The 23,781-nt window shown below is 43.9% G+C and carries 21 protein-coding genes; 1 reads left to right on the forward strand and 20 read right to left on the reverse strand.

Annotated elements, in window-relative coordinates; all coding sequences use genetic code 11:
* Positions 1 to 1,611, forward strand: a complete 1,611-nt coding sequence (locus tag ACTTKA_RS04855) for a DUF6377 domain-containing protein (RefSeq protein ID WP_442724184.1) — start codon at positions 1 to 3, stop codon at positions 1,609 to 1,611.
* Positions 1,612 to 1,621: 10 nt separating this feature from the next.
* On the opposite strand, the gene ACTTKA_RS04860 is transcribed toward ACTTKA_RS04855, so the two are convergent.
* The 20 genes from ACTTKA_RS04860 to ACTTKA_RS04955 form a co-directional block, all read right to left on the reverse strand.
* Positions 1,622 to 2,062, reverse strand: a complete 441-nt coding sequence (locus tag ACTTKA_RS04860; RefSeq protein WP_442724185.1) for a nucleoside deaminase — start codon at positions 2,060 to 2,062, stop codon at positions 1,622 to 1,624.
* A complete protein-coding gene (locus tag ACTTKA_RS04865; protein ID WP_014225205.1) occupies positions 2,062 to 2,289 on the reverse strand; it encodes a hypothetical protein in 228 nt (75 codons plus the stop codon). The genes ACTTKA_RS04860 and ACTTKA_RS04865 overlap by 1 nt, the downstream gene beginning before the upstream one ends.
* 30 nt (positions 2,290 to 2,319) lie before the next feature.
* Positions 2,320 to 2,901, reverse strand: a complete 582-nt coding sequence (locus tag ACTTKA_RS04870; RefSeq protein ID WP_442724186.1) for a hypothetical protein — start codon at positions 2,899 to 2,901, stop codon at positions 2,320 to 2,322.
* Between the two features lie 238 nt (positions 2,902 to 3,139).
* Positions 3,140 to 3,601 carry a hypothetical protein gene (locus tag ACTTKA_RS04875; RefSeq protein ID WP_314695331.1) on the reverse strand — a complete coding sequence of 154 codons (462 nt, stop codon included), beginning with the start codon at positions 3,599 to 3,601 and terminating at the stop codon, positions 3,140 to 3,142.
* Between the two features lie 31 nt (positions 3,602 to 3,632).
* Positions 3,633 to 4,442, reverse strand: coding sequence for a hypothetical protein (locus tag ACTTKA_RS04880; protein WP_442724187.1), 810 nt, complete (start codon positions 4,440 to 4,442; stop codon positions 3,633 to 3,635).
* A gap of 105 nt (positions 4,443 to 4,547) precedes the next feature.
* The gene (locus tag ACTTKA_RS04885; RefSeq protein WP_442724188.1) at positions 4,548 to 4,952 is read right to left on the reverse strand and encodes a barstar family protein; all 405 of its coding nucleotides are present in this window, start codon (positions 4,950 to 4,952) and stop codon (positions 4,548 to 4,550) included.
* The gene (locus ACTTKA_RS04890) at positions 4,952 to 5,269 is read right to left on the reverse strand and encodes a hypothetical protein (RefSeq protein WP_442724189.1); all 318 of its coding nucleotides are present in this window, start codon (positions 5,267 to 5,269) and stop codon (positions 4,952 to 4,954) included. Before ACTTKA_RS04890 ends, ACTTKA_RS04885 begins: the two co-directional genes overlap by 1 nt.
* Positions 5,270 to 5,494: 225 nt before the next feature.
* A complete protein-coding gene (locus ACTTKA_RS04895; RefSeq protein ID WP_442724190.1) occupies positions 5,495 to 6,304 on the reverse strand; it encodes a hypothetical protein in 810 nt (269 codons plus the stop codon).
* A 115-nt stretch (positions 6,305 to 6,419) separates the two neighbouring features.
* Positions 6,420 to 7,130 carry a hypothetical protein gene (locus ACTTKA_RS04900; protein ID WP_442724191.1) on the reverse strand — a complete coding sequence of 237 codons (711 nt, stop codon included), beginning with the start codon at positions 7,128 to 7,130 and terminating at the stop codon, positions 6,420 to 6,422.
* Positions 7,131 to 7,288: 158 nt separating this feature from the next.
* Positions 7,289 to 7,618, reverse strand: a complete 330-nt coding sequence (locus ACTTKA_RS04905; protein ID WP_442724192.1) for a hypothetical protein — start codon at positions 7,616 to 7,618, stop codon at positions 7,289 to 7,291.
* 233 nt (positions 7,619 to 7,851) lie between these two features.
* On the reverse strand, positions 7,852 to 8,331 hold the full coding sequence (locus ACTTKA_RS04910) for a hypothetical protein (protein ID WP_442724193.1): 480 nt from the start codon (positions 8,329 to 8,331) through the stop codon (positions 7,852 to 7,854).
* Between the two features lie 213 nt (positions 8,332 to 8,544).
* Positions 8,545 to 8,832, reverse strand: coding sequence for a hypothetical protein (locus ACTTKA_RS04915; protein ID WP_442724194.1), 288 nt, complete (start codon positions 8,830 to 8,832; stop codon positions 8,545 to 8,547).
* 85 nt (positions 8,833 to 8,917) lie between these two features.
* Entirely contained in the window at positions 8,918 to 9,520 is a 603-nt protein-coding gene (locus ACTTKA_RS04920; protein ID WP_442724195.1) for a hypothetical protein, read from the reverse strand.
* 818 nt (positions 9,521 to 10,338) lie between these two features.
* A complete protein-coding gene (locus tag ACTTKA_RS04925) occupies positions 10,339 to 10,533 on the reverse strand; it encodes a hypothetical protein (protein ID WP_442724196.1) in 195 nt (64 codons plus the stop codon).
* A 1,072-nt stretch (positions 10,534 to 11,605) separates the two neighbouring features.
* Complete coding sequence (locus ACTTKA_RS04930; protein WP_442724197.1) at positions 11,606 to 12,820, reverse strand: cyclically-permuted mutarotase family protein; 1,215 nt, start codon at positions 12,818 to 12,820, stop codon at positions 11,606 to 11,608.
* Between the two features lie 7 nt (positions 12,821 to 12,827).
* Positions 12,828 to 14,906, reverse strand: coding sequence for a GDSL-type esterase/lipase family protein (locus tag ACTTKA_RS04935; RefSeq protein ID WP_442724198.1), 2,079 nt, complete (start codon positions 14,904 to 14,906; stop codon positions 12,828 to 12,830).
* Between the two features lie 17 nt (positions 14,907 to 14,923).
* Entirely contained in the window at positions 14,924 to 16,921 is a 1,998-nt protein-coding gene (locus ACTTKA_RS04940) for a family 20 glycosylhydrolase (protein WP_442724199.1), read from the reverse strand.
* Positions 16,918 to 18,537 carry a BNR-repeat neuraminidase N-terminal domain-containing protein gene (locus ACTTKA_RS04945; protein WP_442724200.1) on the reverse strand — a complete coding sequence of 540 codons (1,620 nt, stop codon included), beginning with the start codon at positions 18,535 to 18,537 and terminating at the stop codon, positions 16,918 to 16,920. Before ACTTKA_RS04945 ends, ACTTKA_RS04940 begins: the two co-directional genes overlap by 4 nt.
* An 83-nt stretch (positions 18,538 to 18,620) precedes the next feature.
* The gene (locus tag ACTTKA_RS04950; protein ID WP_442724201.1) at positions 18,621 to 20,189 is read right to left on the reverse strand and encodes a RagB/SusD family nutrient uptake outer membrane protein; all 1,569 of its coding nucleotides are present in this window, start codon (positions 20,187 to 20,189) and stop codon (positions 18,621 to 18,623) included.
* A 29-nt stretch (positions 20,190 to 20,218) separates the two neighbouring features.
* Complete coding sequence (locus tag ACTTKA_RS04955; protein WP_442724202.1) at positions 20,219 to 23,548, reverse strand: SusC/RagA family TonB-linked outer membrane protein; 3,330 nt, start codon at positions 23,546 to 23,548, stop codon at positions 20,219 to 20,221.
* Positions 23,549 to 23,781: the final 233 nt, after the last annotated feature.

Raw genomic sequence — 23,781 nt, forward strand, 5'->3', positions numbered from 1 at the left:
ATGCACATGAGACGATTTTTACAGATCATCCTGCCTTTATGCTGCCTGACGCATCTCGTGCAAGCGGCAGGTTCTTTGGCCGAGCATAGCGGTCGGTTGAAGCATTTAGACCGTATGATCAGCGATCGAGGTCGCTATCATATCGAGAAGGAAAAGGAAATCGACAGCTTGAGAAACAAGCTCCGGCAAGCCGTTTCGGATCAGGAACGGTTCGAATGGTGCTGCCGGCTGTACGAAACGTACATCGTCTACCAAACCGATTCGGCGCTGAGATATGTCCTTGAGAGCGAACGTCTCCTCCGGCAATTGCCCGACGACGCTTTCCGTTACCGGGCACAACTGAACCGTGTCGGGGTGATGACCGTCACAGGGATGTATAAGGAAGCCCTCGACGCGCTGAATCAAATCCCCCGTCATGCGTTCTCGGGCGATCTGCTGCAAAGCTATTTCCATCACAGCCGTACACTTTACGGACACATGGCGGACTACGCGCTGACGAACGACGAGAAGAACGCCTATCAGCAGTCTGCCGACCGCTACCGCGACTCGCTGCTGTTCATTATGCCCCATGGAGAGATAAACACCCTGATCGTCGAGGCCGATCGCTTCAACACTCACGGGCAGTTTGATGCGACCATCGCCATGCTGAAACCGGTGACCGACACATGCCGCAACACCGAGCGCATGCGTTTTCTGGCTTACACGCTCTCCGAAGCATACGCCCTGAAAGGCGATCGCGAGAACCAGAAATACTACCTGACCCTTTCAGCCATTGCCGATCTGAAGACATCGGTAAGAGAATATATCTCGCTGCGCAAACTCGCTTTCCTGCTGTATGAGGATGGCGACATCGACCGCGCTTACGAGTACATGAAATGTTCGCTCGAAGATGCTCAGTCGTGCAACGCCCGCTCACGCACCATCGAAGTGGCCGAAATCTTCCCCGTCATCGACAAGGCGTACCGTCTGAGAAGCGAACGGAAACAACGTACCATCACCCTGCTGCTTGCCAGCGTCAGCCTGCTGGCTCTTTGTCTGGTCGCCGCCATTATCTACGTCTATCGACAGATGAAGAAGCTGGCCGTGGCTCGACAGGCGCTGGCCGATGCCAACCGGCAACTGCAAACCATCAACAACACCCTCAAAGAAACCAACCTGATTAAGGAAGAATATATCGCACAATACATTAACCGCTGCTCGGCGTATATCGACAAGCTCGACCACTACCGCCGAAGGTTGACGAAGCTGGCTTCAACCTCCAAGCTCGAAGAACTTTTCAGGGCCATCAAATCGGACGAGTTTATCGAGGCGGAGCGCAAAGAGTTTTATAACGAATTTGATCATACGTTCCTCAGTCTTTTCCCCCACTTCGTGACCGACTTCAACAAGCTGCTGAACGAGAAAGACCGCATCACTCCCAAACCGGGCGACCTGCTCAATACCGAACTGCGCATCTTCGCCCTGATCCGCCTCGGCATTACGGACAGCACACGCATCGCCGAGTTTCTGCAATACTCGTTGACAACGATTTACAACTACCGGAGTAAGGTGCGCAATAAAGCCGTCGGAGATAAAAACGAGTTCGAAGCCGCCGTGATGCGGATCGGTTGAAGGGGAAACGTTATCGGCGCTTACGGAAGAAAGCCTGCATCTCGGCCGCGCATTCTTCTTCCAGAACTCCGCCGCGCACTTCCGTTTTGGGATGGAAAGCCTGCGGAGCATAGCGTGAAAAGCCGCGTTTCTCGTCCGGCGTACCGTAAACGACTACGGCCAGTTGCGCCCATCCGATGGCTCCCGCGCACATCACACACGGCTCGACGGTCACATACAGCCGGCAATCCGTCAGGTACTTCGCGCCTAATGCCGACGTTGCCGACGTTACGGCAAGCATCTCGGCGTGCGCCGTCGGGTCGTTCAGTCGTTCCGTCTGATTGTGGGCACGCGCAATGATCCGGTCGCCGCAAACAATCACGGCTCCCACCGGCACTTCTCCTTCCGAGGCCGCCTCGCGCGCTTCGAGCAGCGCCTGCTTCATAAAATACACGTCATCGAACAAGTTCATTACCGGCGCATTTCGTTTTCGTTGAAAAGCGTCGGATAATCTTCTTCCATCACACGGAGGACATGGCTCAGAATCGTCTTCCGATACCAGTTCGATTTGTTCGTAATCTTGTATTTCGACAGATGACGTTCCACGGCCTTATACTCGTCTTCGTTGAGCAAAAACGAAATACGGTGTATCCGATGATTCTTTTCGTGCGTTTCTGTTTCTTTACGACGCGTTTTCATTCGGGCAAAGATAGAAAGAATCGGGCATTATCACAAAGACGCGTCGAGCCATTTCTCGAAGGCTTCTTCCTCAACAGGAGCCTGATCGACAAAAGACGGGTCCATGTGCATCAGGAAATGCCAATCGCCGCCTTCGTTGTTTTGGTAGACGATCGCTTCGCCGTCTTCCGAACCATGAAACGAACGGTCTACCCGATAGCCTCGCTTTTCAAGAAGCGTTTTCACCCGCCGGAACGTGTCTTCCCTTTTGGTGATATACGCTTTCAACTCATGATTTCCTATGACGTACGCATCGACAAGCGTCTGACTGTCTACAAGTCCCTGACCGGGTTGATCGAGAGAAGGAATCTCGCGCCAGATAATCTCCACATCGTCTTCGTCGCGGAACATAAACTTCGTAATCGGCACACGGTTTCCGTTATACGAAAGTTCCATATAATCAGGCAATCCCGCAGGGCTGAAAGCCTCGTATTCCCATCGCGCATCGTCCGATACCTCTTCCCACCTCCGATAACCGGGGATGGATTGCACAAATTTTCGCCCATCCTCTATCCGTTCAAACAACGCCAACGGTGTTTCGTCGTTATTCTGAATCAATACAAGCAAATACATCTTATCCGTCTTTTTTTGATGACGCAAAAATAGAAATAAATTTCTCAAACGCTATGTTATATACACGAAATGAAACTCTTTTCTCGATAGATACATCACCAAGACCAAGGCGAATATTTATATTTGATGTTGATACTATCTAAAAGCATTCAGAAATATTGTTCTTAAATGAAGACTGGTTAAACGAGTGAATTTATAACTTAAGGATAATCCACACATCTCTATATCACTGGAAGGCCTAATCTTTTTTAAAGACCAATCTCTTTTCATTACCTTCATTTCCTATTGCTTGATAACAATACCAAGGTTTATTTAATCCGAAAAACACTTGTCTTTCGATAAATAACTCTTCACCGTGCAATTGTTTTTTATACGTATTATCTCTATGGTCAAAATATATATTGCAATCTATTTCCGGCTCATAAAAGATAAGTTCTAATCTAAAAGCATTATTAAACTTAAATACTCTCCAAATACCTTTTCCATCTATTCTTTTGGTTTTATCATCAACTGTATTAATAATAAAATTCTTAGCAATAAAAGAACTATCAGAATTTATATACAATTCCGTTTCATAATCGGACGAGGTCCACCTACCTATAAAATACTCTCTATATGGCTCTTTGCATGCAGATATCAAAAAGAGTATTAGCATAAAACATAGTGCATAAATAATTACCAACGGATTGTCTTGCTTCATATGCATATTTGTTTTATTGACGACAGCGAATTTAAAAGGTAATTGTTATTTTATTAGAGTAAAAATTGCCGGAATATAATGTATATCCTCCCACGATTTGAGGTAATAAAACCTTTCTTTCAGCATATTGCGATTGATGACTGTCCCAAATCGGAGCAGTATAGACATAGGGCGGCAAATGTGGACGTACATAGAAAGTAAAAGAGCCTTTTAACAATTTAAATCCGATAAGATTATACGTATCCGTATAGCTCTCTCCCGGTTTCAAAAAAACAAATTTGTTTTTATACTTAGTTAATATGACCTCCGGCGCCATATCCGATATCGTGTAATACAATTTGAACTCGTCGCGAGCATCCATTGGCTTGTAATTCTCACGATATATATATTCATAAATATTCTGCAATGCAGAGTTTATCACGTCAATTTCGTGTTCAACTTCTATATTACATGTGTCATTTATAGCAATCCAACCTTTAGAAAATAAATTATCTCCAATTTCTACTTTGTAATGTTCACCTGTGTAATCACCATGCATTTTTGCCCTTTTGAAATAATTAGGATTCAAAAATTCTTCAATTGGGTATTGTAATAACCCAGCTGCAGGCAAAGAGGGTAATCTATAACGACTATCCGAGACTTTCTGAAAATAAAAACTCGTATCTGATATATTTCTATACGTGATCATTAGTTCAGGAAAGTATATGATCGAATCTTTCTTGAAAATATCGTATCCTTTGATCCATTTTGCCGATAATTCAATACTTACACTCTGTGATGATACAAGTGCATTAAAGCCTAAAAACATGCACAAACCAATATATAACCTTATCGCTTTCATATTAAAACGGACAAATAAAAATGTATCGTTTCAACGCACAAATGCAACACTTGAACGCAAATTAAAGAAAAAGATTTCATTCATTAGTTGAAACCACACCGCTATCTATCCAAAACGAGAATTTATATTTCTCAGAATTTCTTGAATAATACTTTTGTATTCAATAGGAAAATAGACCTTAAACTCTAAGACATCGGGATGTTTTGCCCAAAATTCACACACATCGTATAGTACAGAAATATAGATTTTAAAATCTTTTTCTCCTAGCTGAGGAAGTTTCTTATGAATGACAATAATCTTTTTTTCTAACAACCAAGCATCTAAATAACACAAAGAATCCGTCAACGCATCCCAATTAAATCCAAAATAATCGGGGAACTTAAAAGATTGATAATATAGACTGAGAATCTCCGTCTTATTTTTTATATCATCCACATACATAGAACAAGAATTACTTGAGTCAATTTCAGAAAGGCAGCTGTGGTACAAAAAGTATTCATTTTTCTTCATTATATTTCAAGGCTCAAATCGAATAAAAGTTTTATAATGATCAGGAGAGGTCGATCAAATGAAGTATATCTTATCGACAGCTCTCTCGGAGGGACTACTTTATTTGTGCCTATATCCGCACCGGAGAGAGCGTACGGCTTATGCGGCGTCTGATAATGGAATGTACCCACATCGCCTTTTTTCGTAATATTCCCTTTCGGGTCATAATCCATAACGATGCCTCCATACGTTTTCAGACGATTCAGATTGTCGTACGTAAAGTTTTCCTGTTTGTTCCTCCGGTTATCTTTCCGATAAGTCAGATTCCCCTTTACCACATCAAAACGGTAAGAGGAATTCAAGAACGTGCCCCCGGCTGTCGATTGAGATTTTATTCCTTCAGAACAAAGGATAGAGAAGTGTTTTCTCTTCCTTTGTCCGGAGAAATCAATGCCTGCCGATTCCGTTAATAGTTGCATTCGCTACTTGAAACTACACAAAAATAGAAATAAATTTCCCAAACGGATACTGAGCACAAAACAAACTTTATCAATCGACTATGTTTAAAAGGTCATTGTTATTTTATTAGAGTAAAAATTGCCGGAATATAATGTATACCCACCCACGATTCGAGGTAATAAGGCCTTTCCTTCAACGTATTGCGATTGATGACTGTCCCAAATCGGAGCAGTATAGACATAAGGCGGCAAATGTGGACGTATATAGAAAGTAAAAGACCCTTTTAACAATTTAAATCCGATAAGGTTATACGTATCCGTATAGCTCTCTCCCGGTTTCAAAAAAACAAATTTGTCTTTGTACTTAGTTAATATGGCCTCCGGTACCATATCCGATATCGTGTAATACAATTTGAACTCGTCACGAGTATCCATTTGCTCGTAATTCTCACGATACATGTATTCATATATATAGCACAAATCAGAGTTTGTCACATCTACATCTTCTTCACTTTCTATATTGGACGTATCATTTATAACATTCCACATCTTAAAGAACGAACTTTCTCCAATTTTTACTTTATAATGTTTACCTGTATAATCACCATGCATTTTCGCCCTTTTAAAATAATGATTGAAATACTCTTCAATCGGGTATTGTAACAATCCTACCTCTCTTGGTAAAATGGGTAATCCATAACGACTATCCGAGACTTTCTGAAAATAAAAACTCGTATCCGATATATTTCTATACGTGATCATTAGTTCAGGAAAGTATATGATCGAATCTTTCTTGAAAATATCGTATCCTTCGACCCATTTTGCCGATAATTCAATACTTACACCCTGGGATGATACAAGTGCATTAAAGCCTAAAAACATGCACAAACCAATATATAATCTTATCGCTTTCATATTAAAACGGATAAATAAAAATGTATCGTTTCAACGCACAAGTGCAACACAAATTAAAGAAAAAAGTTGCATTTGCTACTTGAAACTGCATCTAAAACTTTCAATAACTTGCATATTAATCAAAATACTCACTCCAATATTTCTCAATAAACTCTTTTATTGTCGTTATTTTTATTGATTCTGATTTCTTTTGATGAAAGACTATAATTTCATTTTTGTATGTCCTACCGAAAATAACACTTTCACGACAAGGCATATCAATAATTTGAAAATAACACATGATATTTCTTTTTTCTTTTTCTCGGATGACAGGTAATTCCCAAATATAAACAAAAGGGCTACATTCATTTGATTTTGTAAAATAATGAATCCAACTTACACCGATGAACTTATCTTGTTTATTGAGAATTATAGATCGAGATAAAGGGAAACTATTTCCATCCTTATCTTTTTCATATAAGGATTGCAAATTAAGTTTTTTGAAAAAAAACTCATCCAGAAAATCTTTCTTGGTTAACTTCCTGAATGTTTGAAAATAGTATATATTGTACACGTATATACTATCGGTAATTAATTTACTTCTTGACTTACGGAGCAATTGACAGGTTCTCTCATTCAATTGCTCAATTTGCATCGGAGTATAAATCATCGCATCCTGATTATTAATAACTGTGTATTGAGAAAATGAGGGACAACTCAATGTCAGGACAATAGCACATATAAATAAATGACGAAATTTCATATCATTAAAAATTTTAGACAGACGTATGTTCCTGAGTTTGCTTGTATCTGGATTTATAGTTCTGTATATAATAGCTCTTAACATAATTCCATTTACTCTTTTTACTGTTTCTCAATAAGCACTTCAATCACAGCATTATACTTGATATTAAATGCAACACTTCAATGCAAATTAAAGAAAAAGATTTCATTCATTAGTTGAGACTACAAAAGCATAAATTTTCAGAGTCCACACCTGCTATTTTACATTGAAAGTTCATTTAACATATTCAATCGTTCCTTATTGGTCATTTCCAAAAAAGACGAGGAAATCATTTTATAAATATAGTCTGGTATTTGTTTTCCCCTGCGAATAAAATTCTCACTGTTATAGCATAAAAACGCATTTCTTTCAGTCAAGATATTACCGTCTTCTCTTTTTGAATATCGAAGCATCTTTGTTACTATATGATCTCTTCTACATACATTTTTCACTTTACCTTTTGAGAAATTTACTGTAAAAGAAATGTCTTGAACAATCAAGTCATTATTTATAACGATAAATCCGATATGTGCTTGATTATGCTTTTTCATCGCGTAATCATATATATATATATACATCACCTTCAATTATCGACGTTTGAGGTAATTGAGCCTCTAGTTTATTCGAAGAAGTTAGCATAGCTAACAAAATAAAAATTAGTGTGTTCATTATTTCTATATGAATTTCTTAAATAATACAAGTATAAATCAGCTTTTATTCCCCTACTCCACAAATACATTTGAGCATAAAACAAATATGGGTACACCCAATATAAATTTACCACTTAATCTTTTCTTTTTAGCCTCTTAACAACCTCTTCTATCGTAAGTAATTTTTTACTCCAATACACAATTGCCGCATCATAATTACCACTTTCCTCTTTTTGAATGGTATTGAAAATATATAAGCCACTTCCACCAACAGTTGTTGAGTCGTGATAAAAACGTTCTTGTGTCTGCTTAAAATAGTCTGCTTTATTTCTTATGAAACCGACTTTTTTCCCTACAAGGTTAAAATTATTGGTATCTATTTTAAAAATAAAATTGAGATATCTTCCCTCGTACTCGTTGAGTATTGAAGAACTGTCCATTCCCATTTTATCCAAATCTTCCAATAAATCTGTTGGAATTTCCGAGAAGTTACGCACCTGTAATTCGTGTATTTGTTGTCTGTTCATACCATTATCATTAGAACTACTTTTGTGAATAAGAGAACAACTAAGCACTAACATTTCCAAACATATTATTATAAATAACTTGTTCATTGTTTTGATTTTTATAGAATTTAACAAAAGTATAAACTTGAATAAACACCTAATTGTCTGATAAGTAATTGAGCATTTAAAGAATGTGGATGGAATAAGTGTATGTTCGGAACTTTTGCACTCCATCAAACTCTTGAAGTATAAGAAATAAATCCCAAGACGTTACTCCTGACGTATATTCACTTATGGTAATTGTTCTGACATTGTTTAGCTCTACAGACCAAGTACCTTGTTTGCCCAAATATATTTTCTCACCCTTATCTGCACCTTTGATAGAATTCTTCCAAGTTTTGATAAACTTGTGGATTCTCCAACAAGACTATCAGGTCCAACAGATAATAATGAATTGCCTTTTTCATTGGTAATGGAACTATGTCCCCACCACTCATTCGGATTTTCATATTCATCAACTCTTGTTGTTTTTGCTGAGTTGACTTTAATATTTTGTCCGTTTCTTCTGAAAAGTGCAACGCCATCAGATAAATTTGCTAACGCCCCCATACCATATCCTAAATTTTCGTTCCATTTGTTTCTTTTTTTACTGAGATGACTAAAAATGCCATTCGTAAAATCCTAAGAGGCAATGTTAAAACAAATCGATACAGTTAAAACGCTTCGAATCTTTATGTTTTGCCACATAATCGTTTAGCTGATATCCTTTATTTTGCAAGACACGATGTACGAATATCTTATCATCTTTGACATATAAAATCATATTGGGCATAGAATCACAATATAACAAATAAAGCGGTTTCTTTTTAAGTACTCCCCTTAAAGCCGATCTTACTTTCTTTGAATATCGCTTAGAGAAAGTTGGAAAAAAATCTCCATAAAATTCGAGTTTACCTTCATGAAAAAAAATAAAATATACAGGTTTATAATTCTTATCAAAACAATAAACATTGAAATTATTACGTGATGTATCAATCTTTAAATAATCATAAATATCCGAATCTAATTTAGTCGTATCTATATCAACATTCAACACAAATCTAATTGTCTGACCATTTACTCCATTTCTTATCGAGTTTGTTCTTTGTTTAATATGATTTTCTAATGGCTCGCCAAAATCTCTTATGACAGATTGAAAAACAGCTTCATTTAAGTCGTTTAAATATTGAATAGAATCTAACTCTTCATATTTTCCTTGAATTAATAAGAGATTTGCTTGTCCATATAAATATTGCAAAGAGAATATGCATAGCAATATTATTATATATCTCAATCTTAGCATAAATATTTAAAAAAACATCAGACTATTTTGCTCCACTAATAAACTAAATTCTAAACACCTTATTATTTATGAGATTAGTAAATTTATAATTTCCCAATCTTAAATAAGCGACTGAGTATTTTCAGCCTATAAATGCAACACTTAAATGCAAATTAAAGAAAAAGATTTCTTTTGGGGTATAAAAGTTGAGTTTATATTTTGACTTCTCATTAATTTCACATGATATCTATCTGGTTATATAACAATTAAACTCTTTACAATTTAATTATTGAGAGATATAGCACCCAAAAAGGCTCTTGATGTTCTGTATCTATCTTTTTTCTTTACAATGTATTCAACTGCTTTCATTGCTTTGTTAAAAACGTTTATTTTATCGCAGAGATAAAATATATTTCTCGATAGATTGGAATACTTATGCCTATAATGATTAAACAAATACTTCCTTTCAGAGAGAATATGCGCATGTTCAAGAAATAGATTGTGATGATTAAACAATATATAGACGAGATTAAAGAGAAAGTTGCCATGATTAAACAGTATGTTCGTATGATTAAGTAGTGGATTTGTATTTTCATCAACATTGTTCCTATACTTATTAACACAATTCGTATACTCATTTATGATTTATAATAAATAAAGCATGATATTTGTATTTTCATTAACACAGTTCACTTACTCATTTATATTTTATAACAAATCAAGTAGAATGTTCGTCTTATCAACTATATTGTTGCTATCCTCATTAACAATTCTGCTAAAGCCATTTTATCTTTTTAATATATAAACTTCTCTTTTGCTATCTTCAATTTCTCTTTCCTTATGTTCAACTTCTTTTTTGTCTTGCTTAACTTCTCTTTTGTCTTACTCATTAACAATTCCCTTCTAATTATTTTACCTTTTTGACAATTTGACTTCTTTTTTCTTATCTTCATTTTCTCTTTTGCTCTTCTTATTAACTCTTCGCCCATACTTATTTTATCTTCTTAACATATAAACTTCTCTTTTCTTATCCTCATTAACAATTCTACTAAAATCATTTTATCTTCTTAACCATTCAACTTGTTTTCTCTATAATTCATTTTGTAGTCTCAATAAATAATCACATATTTTATAAAAAAAAGAAGCGATTTACAGCCGAACCACATGTATTCAAAACAGACCTAAAAGATTTATTATAAATTCGATCTATGCTTTCTATACAGTTTTTACACATCATGCTTTTCGAACTAAAAAACACTAATTCATTTTTAACAAACGAATTTATTCAAGTAAATGTCGCGTCTATTAGGGAAGTAGTCTTCACTCAAATTTCATGATAGAAAAAAACAACTATGATCAACCGATCTATATCTGATCATCTTTCTGCTTTTCTAACACGTAACATGGAAGATTATATCAGGCTTATAGTCCTCTGCCGGGATGGTGGACTTTTTTTCTCCCAACGCTTCGCATTGGGCTGAATTAATAGGCCCTTTCAGGGCTGTTAGCGTATTCAGCTGTCAGTATTCAGTCTTTTTGAAGTTTAGTTATTCGGATATTCTTTGTTTAGCTTTTAGCCAACAACTAAATAACTTAATATTTCAATCCTTATCCATATCGATATCTTGCCGGGAGGGCTGTAAGCCCGATATATTTCAGCCCTATCCCGTAAGGGTGGGGTCTCCGATGTATATATCTTATTCAAAGGGCTGAAAGCCTGAATTAATTCATTGTCAAGGCTGAATGGCTATTTGTAGGGTAGATGATTCGGAGAAGCAGTCTTATCATATAAGGCGGAAAGGTGGGATGTATGTTTTATATACAGCGGCGGTGTGTCATAACGGGCAAACTGCTTCGTTGCTTGCGGAATGAGAGCTCGGTCACATACCTTAGTATGCTCCCTCACCTTCATCCTTAGCGCCTTGCTTTTTACCCATTCTTACACATCTAAAGAGGGTGTGCCCAAACATTGCGTTTTGACACACCCTCATATCGTATCCGAGAGATAAAGGTGCAAGATTCTGTTTGCACTCGCACCGTCGGACGGTGAAGGATGCTTTTTCAGAACATTCCGACGCTTACGCGAGGCGTACGGATGCCGGGCTTGATTTCGCCGTTCACGACAATCAACCGATGATTGTGGAACAATGCGCCGGCTCCGGCACGGGCCACGGCTTCATAAGCGCCTCGATTGCTCCAGGTACGTGAACGCACGTCGTAATGGAGCACTTCGTCGTTGAAGCGGTACCAGTCGACCGGGTGGCGGAGATAATCGGCCGCTTCGCTTTGCAATATCTCTAACCGTCGCGTATCGTTGGCGGCACGGGCCAGAGCCATTTGGCGCGGGCGGTCGACCGCATCGAAGAAACGCGTATAATTTACTCCGCCAAAGAAGAGCATGGCGCTGTCGCCGCAAGCTACGGCGCATCCTCCGGTCAGTGTGCGTGGATTGCCGTCGCTCAAAGGGGGCAGAGCGGTTTCCGTTTCCCATGTTCCGGTGCGAGGCGAGAATGCGAGGACTTCGTCAGGGATTTGGGGTGGAGTCTCAGTTGTTCCGGGCTGAAATCCTCCGGCTAAATAGAGGCGATATTCCTCGTTTCCGCAGTGTTGCGCCACTAAAACAGGCTGTACGCGTGCCGCTCCGGGAAAATCGGGGAGTTTTTCCCATCGACCGGAATCCGTTCGTATGGAAAGATTGAGACAATAGAAGGCATGAGACGGTGTTCCGTTCGCATTTCCTCCCGCTACGTAGACTTTTCCGTCCATATACGTCGCGGCGAAGTTGTCCATTGCCACGGGAAGCGACGGCAGAGGACGGATAGTACACGCTTTGGAGGTGTCGTTCGCGGAAAGTAAAAAGACGTCCGTAAATGAGGACTCGCTGTCGTTTCCTCCTGCACAGACGATTCCGTAGGGTGTGCCGATGCTCGCGCCATAGGCCGCGGCACGAGGCAACACACCCGCGTTTGTCCATTGGGTGCTGTCGGCCGACAAGTCGAGCGTCCAAATCTCGGCATAATATCGCTTGGTGCCACCTTCGGCCACCGGTTTATCGGGGAAGTTGCATCCCCCGGCTACAATCAGACGGTTTCCCGTTACTCCTGTAAAAGGCGCGGAGACGCCCAGCGAGGCTGTCCCCTCCATGCCCGGTAAATCGGGCAGACGATTCCATTGTATCATTTCCGTTTCTTCTTTTTTGTCCGTGCCGCCGTGCCGACACGCGCTCCAAAGCGCAAGCCCCAGCGCGACACAGACGATATAATGTATTTTATTCATTTCTTGTTTATTCAATCACGGCCTGAAACGTCGAAGCCGGCAATCCCGCTCCGTTAATCAGGTTGGCCCGCGTAAACGGCTGCCATCCGTAACGTACTTTCCGCGGACGTGATACCTGCGGCGAACGTAGCCGGAGACGATGCCCGACAATTTCGGCCTCGGCCGGATAGAAACGTTCATCTTCGCCGGCCAATTCAAACGTACACAGCGGTTTTCCGTCGGATGTTGTCAATCCTTCAGCGTAACGGAACGAAAGCCAGACAGCTTGCTCACTAAATGTGGCTGAAAGGAATGAAGGTCCCGAAGGAATGACGGACGATTGTCCGTAACTGCGGTTCAACGCGATGCGTGCCAGACGTTCGCCGACGTCAGTCTTGCGTCCGGGATGCACATCGAGCGAGTCTCCGCGATCGCTGCTCACCGCCATTTCGCACGACGGAATTTCTTCGGCCAGACGGCGCTGCGTATCGCGAAACCACGCCCAAGTCGGACGGTTCAGGCTCGATAATTGCACGAAATAGAAAGGCAATGTTTCTCTCCAATAGCTTCTCCAACTGTTTATCAGCATCGGAAAAAGTTTACTGTATGCTTCCAAGTTGTGCGCGTTCGATTCGCCTTGATACCACAGCACTCCTTTGAGCGGATAACGTGCCAATGGCGCGATGCCTGCTTCGAACAGATAACAAGGCTCGTAAGGATGCCGCTGCAACGGGATCGTCGCTTCTTTGAGGTTCAACGTTGCACGCTCACGCACCCAGTCTTGTATGAAATCGTTCTTCGTCCAGTCGTATAAGAGGTCGGGAAATTCAAATTCCACCGTTTTCCGGTCGATCCACGCCTCGGCCGGTGATCCGCCTACGGCATTCGAGATCAAGCCCACGGGTACTCCGAGGCTATCGGAGAGCATACGGCCGAAAGCCATGGCAATGGCCGAGAAACGGTCGGCCGTCTGTTCGTTACACGGTTCCCATCGGGTGTCGTGGTAATATTGCAGGTGATTCAACGAGTCGAGCGCGGTCTTGCTCCATGCCGACGCGCCGGTATGCCAGCGAGGTTTCATGTCGAAGAAGCGTATCTGCGGATTCTTCCGCGCGAAATCGAGCAGCTTCGCACGTTCCGCGGCGTCGGCTTCCGATGTTCGGAACGCCATGTTCGACTGTCCGGAGCAAAGCCACACTTCACCGACGGCCACCTGCCTGTAAGTAAGTTTGCGCGAAGGCGTCGCGACGGTAAGCACGAGTCCTGTCTGCGCGGGCATAGGGTCGAGCGTAACCGTCCATCGTCCGTTATCGGGAGTCCGGGCTGTCTTCGTCTGCTTCGCGATGCTTACGGTGACGGTCTCTCCCGCATCGGCTGTCCCCTCGATCGTTAACGCGCGATCACGCTGCAATACCATATTATCCGAATAGACGGCAGGCATTTTCAGTCCTCCGAAATCACCTGTCACGGCCTGATAAACGGTCTTCGCCAGCAATCCCGCGCCTTCCTCATCGGGATGAAGAGCATCGGGCAACAAATCGGGGCGATGGTATAATGGCTCCTGTAAATCGATCAGTCCTACGCCGGCCCATCGCGCCACCTGTTCGATTTTCTCCTGAATCATCCAGTACCAGTCGCGCGTACCGGATTTAAACCGGCGATGCCGGTGCGCAATCGGCGTCATCCGGCATACCCAGATGCGGCATGCGGGATTGACGCGGCGAAACGTATCGATCAACGCCAGATAATCGTGCAAAAATTCATCCCGATAGTTCGGCCATGCCTTCGGATCGGTATCGTTTAGTCCCAAATGAATGATCACCCGGTCGCCCGCAAACTCGACCGCCCTTCTGTATTCTTCCTGCTGCGTATATGGGCGGTACCCTTTATTCAAAAGCGTCGCTCCCGGTTTACCGAAACTGCCTACCTCGTATCCTTTGCCTAACAAACGCTGCAATTGCGCCGGATACGAGTCGGTTTCACGATTCTTGATGCCTGTTCCGTAGGTAACGCTGTTTCCTACACAAGCCACTTTCACAGTCTTCTGAGCCACCCCCATACTTACACAGGTCAGCATCCACAGTATTCCTATCCAATATTTTTTCATTGTATATAGTTAATATGTTATTTAGGTTCGGGTGAGAAAATCAGTCCTTCGAGCGCCTGTTCTCCGTCAGGGGTGACGAAGGCGACGGTAAACATCCATTTTACGAGCCGCACTTCGGGGGTCGTAAACCGCCCGACGGGCAGTTTCAGAAACACATGGTTCCAGCCTTTGCGAAGGCGGACACGTACCGGCGGACGAGCCACGCTGTTCTCGTTACCCAGCGCCGTCTCGTTGCTTTTTTCAGTATGCGTAGCCGTCCAGACGGGCGGCATGATTTCTTCACCGTTCAGATGAATACTGCTTTGGCGATCATCCCACGTACCTTGACGTGGAGGCAGGTCGGGTTCGGAACGACTGTAGTTCTGAAACTCGATCCGCATGCCTGCTTCCTGCTCCTGCGGCGCGTAAACCCACGTATAGGCGTAAGCGGTATGATTTTCCTGCGGATGTTCGTAGAGCGCAGGCACCAAATCGCCCCATACATGGCGCAGGTAGATACCCGAGCCTGTCACAGTACGCGTTCCGTACGTCTTACCCTCATATTCATACGTTGTTTGGATTTGTTCTTCGGGGGGAAATCTTTTCGAGAGATCTCCTCCGTTCGGAAAAGCGTCCGTTACGGTCCATTTCACATGCGTTTGCCTGACGTAAGGGAACGGATACCCTTTAAAATAATGAGCTTTGTGCCAAAGCATCCGTCGTTCGAAATCGGCAAATGCTCTGAACGGCTCGGAATGTTCGTCGGGAAGGATAACACCGTTTCGGTCGAAATATTCAAATCCCCCACCCCGCCACGCGCGTTCGGCTATGGCAAGCATGTTTGGATAGAGGCCGTTTTGGAGGATGATACTCCGTTCATCGGGCAGAAGACGGTCGTTCCAGATGCCGAGGATGACGCCCGTGAGGTTTTCACTGCCCTGTTCTTCATTATAAATACGGCTGTTATTCAGCGCAACGATATCTCCAAACGTATCGAAGTGATTCAGGTAATGAAAGCGCGAATCAATGGCCGGTATGCCTTGCTGAGCCTTGCCGCGATAGCTCCAAAGCTGCGTCATGTCGATCTCGCCGGGTTGATACGTCCAACCCGGATTCCATGAAATAACCTTTTTCCCTCTGGCACGGACAAAAGCCACCATTTCAGGGACAAAAAGAGGGTTCGTAAACTCAACTTCGTCCGTTCCGATATGCAGATACGGCACATCAAAGACGTCACACGCTTCATCAATCAGTGTCTTCAAGATGTTCATGCCCTTTTCGCTCTGCATACCGCAACCGAAAGCGCGTTCAAAGGCGGCGCTATGTCCGGGCATGTCGATTTCGGGAATCAGGGTCACGAAATGTTTACGGCAGAAGTCGACCAGTTCGCGTGCTTCCTCGTGTGTGTAATATTTTCCCGGCATACGCGTCGTATGGGCGCTGTCGTTAAGTGCCGGATAGCGTTTGCTTTCGAGTCTCCACGCTTGATTCTCGGTCAGATGCCAATGAAATGTGTTGATTTTGTAACGGGACAATAGGACGATCTCCCGTTTCAGCTCTTCGAGCGAGATATATGAGCGTCCGACGTCGTGCATCCATCCGCGGATACGGAAAGCCGGCCAGTCGGTGATCCGGTAGCCGCGCACACGTACGCCCTGTTCACTGCGCTCCGTCAGTTGGCGAAGCGTTTGCATCGCCCGATAGACTCCCTGCGGCTTTATCGCCTCGATGTGTATGTGTTCACGCGAGATATGCAGCGTATACGCTTCGTCTTTGTTGCGGAGCGCTTCGGGAATATCGGTCACCCAGTGCACCTCGAAGCGTTGCGAAGCGTTTGTCTTTTCTTTGACCTGCCATTCGTCCGCCCACTCCGTCACCATGCCTTTTACCTCTTCCGGCAGACGAAAAGCGACTTCCTCACAAAGAAATACTTCGTCCGACCGGCTTATCTGCTGAGGCAAAGGGAGCAGTTCGCTCCTTACAGACAGGGCAACAAAAGAAAAAGCGACCAAAAGAAAAGACAAACGATGCTTCATCGTATCAGGTCTTTGATTTTAACAGCCTGAAAGGTCATGTGTGCCACACTCGATTCGTAAAATATCCCGACCGTTTCCCGGTCGATCATCGACAGACACGAGTAGCCCCATCCGTCTTCTTCGTCGAGAAGTACCTGATGCGCAGGAAGCCACGTAACACCTCCGTCGAGGCTCGCCTTGATGGTGATGTGATGACGTCCTTCCGTCGTGTTGGGATTCGAGAAGAGCAACAGGTCTTTCCCGATGATGTTGTCTTTCGCTTTGACGCTGATCAGGCTCGCCATACAGATCGATTCCGGCAAGGCGCTGCGGTTCGACGAGTGTTCCGTCCAACTTTTTCCCAAGTCCCGTGTAATGCTGACGGCACGGCTGCCGCCACGATTGTCACGCATGTTCAGCATGAGCACGCCCGGCTCTACCTCGGCCACTTGCGCCTCCGTCGTGTTGGTACGCGCCGGCTGATGGATATGCCACGTCTCTCCCCGGTCTTTGCTGTACATAATACCCGCGTGAGGGACACGTAGGGAGTCGATAAATTGGATCGGGAAGACAAGCGTGCCGTCCCGCATCGTGATTCCTCTTCCCGGACCTTGCAGCAGGAAGCACCACGAAGGGTCTTTCACCTGCGACGTGATGTTGATCGGTTCGCTCCATGTTCGGCCGTCGTCCGTACTTCTCACTATCATCAGTTGGGCTGTTTCATCGCGTGTCATTCCGGGCATGGAATTGGTCCATGCGCGCGCATTGCCCATCCCGTGCGTCCATGCGGCAACAACCCAGACGGTGTTCGTGCGTTCATCGACGAGGATGGACGGATCGCCGACACCATTCTGCCCCGACGGTAATCCATCGGTCTCACCGAACGACATGGCAATGCGCATCGGTTCCCATGTCTGACCTTTGTCGGTGCTGCGGCTCAGCCCCACGTCGACATGCTCCTGCAAATCTACACTGTTATTGTAACGTACATCATAGACCCCGAGCAATGTTCCTTCGTTCGTTGTCACTAATCCGGGAATACGGAAAGAGGCCGATCCGTCGTCGCCCGCATGACGCACCCCGATCCCCATACGGCGCACAGCGGCCTGTTCGCCGGCAATAACGGCCGGCTTATCGTTGATAACCGCTTCCGTCACCGTCGGAGTGAGCTTCGACAGTAGCGAAGTGTTACGATCCATCTCCACACTCACCCAAAAATAGTTGATGCCTTTCACCATCGGCTGACGTGTTTTCAGCGTCAATGTATTTGCAGCGGTCGTCACTTCATCCTGCCGGACGGAATAGGACGGGTTGGCCGAGCGCGTGTTACGGATATTGTGCGAAGAGACATACGTCACCGGCGCAAAACGGGAACGGCCTTTTGTGGCCGCTTCCGTACCGGCATAAAACAGACGAACGGCTTTCACCTCCGACAACTTGTCTTCGTTACCGAAGCGTATGATCAGCCGGTTCAGCACATCGCCTTTCGTCGCGTCAGGAATACGGATACGGAACAGCACATTGTCCGTCCGATCGATGAGGATCGGGATCTGTGGGTTTTGTACGTAAACACTGTCCGCCGCGCGTGTCATCTGCATCGATGCAAACAAGCCAACGATCAGAAAAAACTTTTTCATACGATTGTGTTCTATCATTTGAAAGCCCAAAGAAAGGCATATTTTTTCGAATCGCACTTCCTTTGGGCTTGTTATTTGTTTAATTATTCATACCCCGGAGTCTGCTTGAGCAGGGGGTTGATGTTCATCGTGTTGATGTCGAGAGGCCAGAGTAGCTTGTGCTTTTCGGATACATTGATAAGCGGACTACTGGCGGGATAATTGGCCGATGCAGAGAAAGCCAGTGAGTTCTTCGAAGCATCGTGCATGCGTACGACATCGAACCAACGCTTGCCTTCCCATACAAATTCCTTATCGCGCTCATGCAAAATAGCCAGTTCATTCGTTGCGAAATCGCTTTCCTTATACGAATGTTCTTCGTAATGCTTTCCATAAGCGCGTTTACGTACCTGATTGATATAATCGGCACACGGCTCTCCTAATCCATTGCTCACTTCCGCCATCATAAGTAATGCATCGGCATACCGATAGATGATGACGTCGGCATCGTAAACACGATTATTGTTGGCATTGATGGAGCCGACGCCTTTCTTCATTACGCATCCGAACTTCGAGGCGGTGAGCAGCGAGTCGCCGTAATACTCGAGGAAGGTGGCATCACGGCGTTGGTCGGCGGCATCGTAGGTCTTCCAGAAGTCATAGATGTATTCGCTACGGAACACCCCGCCTGTACCTTTCAGGGTCAGCGTATCTTTTTCAATCTTCTTCCCGTTGCGGCCGTATACCTGATTGATAAACACGGCATCCTGATAAAGAAATGTCCCTGCGTTATTCGTTGCTTCGCGATCGGCAAAATGCAGCGTAAAGATAAGTTCCTTGTTGTTACGATTACTTGTGCTGAAAATGCTTCCGAAATCTTTCAGTAGTTCGAACTTACCGACTACTTCATTCAGGGCTGTTTTCGCCACTTTCAGATCGTCCGTACCGGTAGCCGTATATCCATTAATAGATACTTTGGCCGCCCACAAGTAAATTTCGGCTTTAAGCATCAAGGTAGCCGCCTTCGACCACATCATCTTCGGATAGTTGTTACTTACCGTCTTACCGGCATAATACTCTTCCGATTTCAGGATGTCTTTCTTGATGAATTCCATCGTAGCCTGCGGTGTAGCCCGTTCGACATAGAATTTCTCGGCAGTTGCCTTCCCGTTAAGGATTTCTGTTTCCGTAACGATCGGCACACCGCCATACGTCTTATAGAGCATAAAATAGTACAGCGCTCTAAACCCGTAAGCCTGTGCCAGCAGATTTTTACGGTTCTCGTCGCTCAGAAATGCACATTTATTTTCTACCTGATCGATAAAATGGTTTACCTGAAAGAGATTGTCGTAAAGCCCATACCAGTTTCGGATGCCTGTGCGATCTTTATCGAGCAGATTAGAGCGCTCGTTAGCATAGTCAAGACTGGTGTTCAACGACGAGGTGCCTACACGCTGGGTACCTCCACGCATTTCGCCCAGATGATAGAACATGAAATAGCTATCTCTCAAGTTACCATGCAAGCCAATAAGTGCACCGTTCACCTGCGCTTCGTTTTTCCAGAAGTTTCCGCTTCCGAAATAATCTTCGGGAGCCAGATTCAATGAATCGCACGACATGAGAACAACAATGGAAGCGATCCATAGAACGATATGATTTGCTATCTTTTTCATATACTGTGTATTTTATATTCGTTAATCAATCAAAAAGTTACATTAAGCCCGAAAATAACCGTACGGGGTAACGGATACCCACCGTTATTATTCGCTTTTTCGGGAGAAAAGAGGTGTTTGGCCTGTGTCAAATACCCTAAATTTTGTCCGGTCACGGATAACTCTACGGCGTTCAGTCGAGCTTTTTCGATCCATAATGTCGGTAATTTGTAAGCCAGGGTCAATTCGCGTAAAGCCAGATAATCCCCCTTGTAGATGAACATGGACGTAGTGCGAAAATAATTGCGTTTACCCAACTGGTCGGCCCAGACATATTTCGGATAGGCAGCATTCGGGTTATCGGGTGTCCAGGTATCTTTCGTCTCAATAATCGTATTATAAGTGCCTTGTCCAGCTCCCATAAACCAAGGAGTTTTCCAGTCGATCGCTTTGAAGCCCAATGCGTAATCCATACGTGCAGAGAGAGTCAGGCTCTTCCAGCTCACAGATGTGCTGATCCCACCGGTCCATTTCGGTACGGTATTGCCAATCTTCACCATATCGAAGTTATCGATCACCCCGTCTCCATTGACATCCTTCCATTTGATATCGCCCGGCTGAATGGGAAGAGCGTTCTTTTTCTGCGATTCCGACAATTTATTATACCCTTCGGCACCCCCATAAAGCGGACGCCCTGTCGAGCCGCTCACTCCAGATGTGATATCAATCAGTCCCTGCGGAATCTCGTCCTGCGACTGATAGATACCTTCTACCATAAACGCATACAGATCGTTAGGGTTCTGTCCTTCCTGATAACCGCCGACCCACATTTTCTCATTGCCATTACCGGTATATACCTGAAAAGCACCCTGACGATTACGCTCAAGACCATTATCCGGAAGCTGTATCACTTTATTCCTATTCATCGCTCCGTTCCAGCTTATGTTCCATTTCCAGTCTTTGTTGTCGATGATACGGAAAGCCAATTCAAACTCTAATCCCTGATTCTGAAATTTGCCGTTGTTGGATACGACCGAGTTGACCCCTGAAGTAGATGGGATTGTGATATTGGCATACTTGTCCGTCGTCAAACGATTATAATAGGTCAGGTTTGCGTTGATCCGATTCTCAAGGAACCCGAGATCAAGCCCGACTTCGAACGTACGCGATTTTTCCCATAACAGATAAGGATTGGGAATCGCTCCCAACAGGAATCCGGTAGAGCCATTGTATGTCATACTTCCATACGATCCCTGTACGGTATAATTGCCTACGAAGTTTTTATTTACATTCCCGTTCAGCCCGAAACTGGCACGCAGTTTACCGAACGATAGAATATCGGCTGTGCTAGCCATAAACTCCTCTTTATTGAACACCCATCCGGCCGAGACTCCCGGAAAGATTCCCCACCGATTTTCTTCGGACAGCTTCGAATAGCCGTCTTTTCGCATTACGACCGAAAGCAGGTATTTACTTTGATAATCGTAGTTCACACGTCCAAAGAACGACATAATGCGCTGACGTGAATGCCACGAATCAATACTCCGTTGATTTTCTTTTTTCGACGTCAGCCCCAAATCCATAAAATCATCTGTCGGCGCTCCGGATCCGGCCGCTTTGAACCCTTTCTCATACGAATCATAATATTCAAAACCTGCCATCGCGTCAAGGTAATGATCTTTGTTAATCTGACGTTTATAATTCAAGATGGCATTATAGGTCTGATCCAGTGTGCGTTTATAAGAAGCAGACGTATTGCGTGCCGTGTTCATATTACCCGGCGAACGAAGATAATCTTTGTCGAATGACTCATACTTCTCTTCCGAGAAATACCAGATCGTTCCGAGTTTAAGCGAGAGACCTTTCATCAGGTCAAGTGTAAACGACTGATTGATGGTAAATTTATCCGTATTGTTATCACGGATAAACTGTTTAAAGTTATACTGCTGGTTTCCGTCACCCGAATTCGGGCCGAGCAACATTTCGCCTTTCGCATTGTATCCCCTGAATGTGGGAGGCACGGAAAAAACACGTGAAAAATAGTTCGCTTCATCCGACTGTGAAGGAGGCAGACCATTCCATGTTGCATCAGCAAAAGCAAAACTTGAGTTCGAAGTCAGCCATTCTTTTAGTTTATAATCGGCATTCAACGTAAACGTAATCCGCTTATACCAGTTACCGTAAGCTGTTCCGTCACTTTTATTATACCCTAAACCTGCGTAGTAGTTTCCTTTATCGTTTCCGCCGTTTACATTCAGATTGTAATCCTGCGAATAAGCCGGAGACTGAATGTTGAATTCATCCATAAAAGTATTTTTATAGATGATCTTGTCACCATATACCGGATCCGTCATCGTTTGCCAGCCTTGATCGAGCAAAAAAGCAAGTTTGTCGTCATATTTCATCGGACTCCACACAGCCGATGAATATTTATTACCGTCTAAAGGAGTCACACCATCCTTGTCGAAGTAAGCATTTCCTGTTCCATAAGGTGTGGCTCCCTTCAAACCACCAAGACTGGACCAAGATTTGACTTTTGTGCCATCCGGATTGTTCAATTCATCCATATAAGCGTTCTTATAAGCCGAACGCATCCAATACAAGTACTGACCGGCATCCAGAAATTGATATGAATCATGAAAATAGTTCATTCCAAACTTGGCTTTCAGATTCACCTCAGCACGGCCGCTTTTCCCTCGCTTCGTCGTTACTAAAATAACCCCGTCGTTAGCACGCGCTCCATAGATAGCCGTTGCACCGGCATCTTTCAACACTTCCATCGACTCGATATCGTCAGGGTTGATATCGCTTAAAGAACTGCGTACCTGCCCATCGATCAAAATCAGCGGTGATCCTGAACCGTCGAAGTTCGTTCCTCCGCGAAGCACCAGCGTCGGAGTAGATCCCGGATTCCCCGAAGTTTGGCTGACCGACAGACCGGCGACTGCACCCGACAACGCCTGTGCGGGATTTGAAAACAACCCTTGACTCAGCGTTTCTTCTTTCACCTTCGAAATGGAGTTGGTGACTTTCGAACGCAGCTGCTTTCCGCCATAACCGGTTACGACTACTTCGCTCAATTGAGCCACATCTTCTTTCAATACAACGTCGATCTTCGTTTTTCCAGCCACCGAAACCTCCTGAGAGGCATACCCGATATAAGAAAAAACAAGAACCGCATTCGGAGCAGTCGACAAGGAATAGTTTCCGTCGATATCGGTGACCGTTCCATTTCTCGTTCCTTTCTCTACGACAGACGCTCCAATCACCGGCTCACGTAATTCGTCAATGACTGTTCCTGAAATCACAACATTATTCTGCCCGAAAAATGTTATCGGAACCCATAATGTGAACAATAGTAAGAATAATTTCTTTTTCATAAGCATTTAACTAAAAAAATTTATTGCTGTCCGGTAAAACTTTTAGGACTGTAAAAAATTAGGGCCGACACTTCTGACGAGGTATCAGCCCTTTTGGTTATCTTTGTTTTTGGATAAATAATTATAACCATGAGCAAAGATAGTCATTTTACCGGACAGCCGGTCTATAGTCAGGTAATAAAGTTGCTTGATAAAGATAATATTCTTCAAATCAGCCGTGAAACACAGGGAAG

The organism is Tannerella sp. (assembly GCF_052170195.1).
In the GTDB taxonomy this organism is placed as follows: domain Bacteria; phylum Bacteroidota; class Bacteroidia; order Bacteroidales; family Tannerellaceae; genus Tannerella.

Bases quoted from the DNA above. Each gene is read 5' to 3' on its own strand.
- ACTTKA_RS04855 (WP_442724184.1), top strand. From the start codon at position 1: ATGCACATGAGACGATTTTTACAGATCATCCTGCCTTTATGCTGCCTG.
- ACTTKA_RS04860 (WP_442724185.1), bottom strand. From the start codon at position 2,062: ATGAACTTGTTCGATGACGTGTATTTTATGAAGCAGGCGCTGCTCGAA.
- ACTTKA_RS04865 (WP_014225205.1), bottom strand. From the start codon at position 2,289: ATGAAAACGCGTCGTAAAGAAACAGAAACGCACGAAAAGAATCATCGG.
- ACTTKA_RS04870 (WP_442724186.1), bottom strand. From the start codon at position 2,901: ATGTATTTGCTTGTATTGATTCAGAATAACGACGAAACACCGTTGGCG.
- ACTTKA_RS04875 (WP_314695331.1), bottom strand. From the start codon at position 3,601: ATGAAGCAAGACAATCCGTTGGTAATTATTTATGCACTATGTTTTATG.
- ACTTKA_RS04880 (WP_442724187.1), bottom strand. From the start codon at position 4,442: ATGAAAGCGATAAGGTTATATATTGGTTTGTGCATGTTTTTAGGCTTT.
- ACTTKA_RS04885 (WP_442724188.1), bottom strand. From the start codon at position 4,952: ATGAAGAAAAATGAATACTTTTTGTACCACAGCTGCCTTTCTGAAATT.
- ACTTKA_RS04895 (WP_442724190.1), bottom strand. From the start codon at position 6,304: ATGAAAGCGATAAGATTATATATTGGTTTGTGCATGTTTTTAGGCTTT.
- ACTTKA_RS04900 (WP_442724191.1), bottom strand. From the start codon at position 7,130: ATGTTAAGAGCTATTATATACAGAACTATAAATCCAGATACAAGCAAA.
- ACTTKA_RS04905 (WP_442724192.1), bottom strand. From the start codon at position 7,618: ATGAAAAAGCATAATCAAGCACATATCGGATTTATCGTTATAAATAAT.
- ACTTKA_RS04910 (WP_442724193.1), bottom strand. From the start codon at position 8,331: ATGAACAAGTTATTTATAATAATATGTTTGGAAATGTTAGTGCTTAGT.
- ACTTKA_RS04915 (WP_442724194.1), bottom strand. From the start codon at position 8,832: ATGGGGGCGTTAGCAAATTTATCTGATGGCGTTGCACTTTTCAGAAGA.
- ACTTKA_RS04925 (WP_442724196.1), bottom strand. From the start codon at position 10,533: ATGGGCGAAGAGTTAATAAGAAGAGCAAAAGAGAAAATGAAGATAAGA.
- ACTTKA_RS04930 (WP_442724197.1), bottom strand. From the start codon at position 12,820: ATGAATAAAATACATTATATCGTCTGTGTCGCGCTGGGGCTTGCGCTT.
- ACTTKA_RS04935 (WP_442724198.1), bottom strand. From the start codon at position 14,906: ATGAAAAAATATTGGATAGGAATACTGTGGATGCTGACCTGTGTAAGT.
- ACTTKA_RS04940 (WP_442724199.1), bottom strand. From the start codon at position 16,921: ATGAAGCATCGTTTGTCTTTTCTTTTGGTCGCTTTTTCTTTTGTTGCC.
- ACTTKA_RS04945 (WP_442724200.1), bottom strand. From the start codon at position 18,537: ATGAAAAAGTTTTTTCTGATCGTTGGCTTGTTTGCATCGATGCAGATG.
- ACTTKA_RS04950 (WP_442724201.1), bottom strand. From the start codon at position 20,189: ATGAAAAAGATAGCAAATCATATCGTTCTATGGATCGCTTCCATTGTT.
- ACTTKA_RS04955 (WP_442724202.1), bottom strand. From the start codon at position 23,548: ATGAAAAAGAAATTATTCTTACTATTGTTCACATTATGGGTTCCGATA.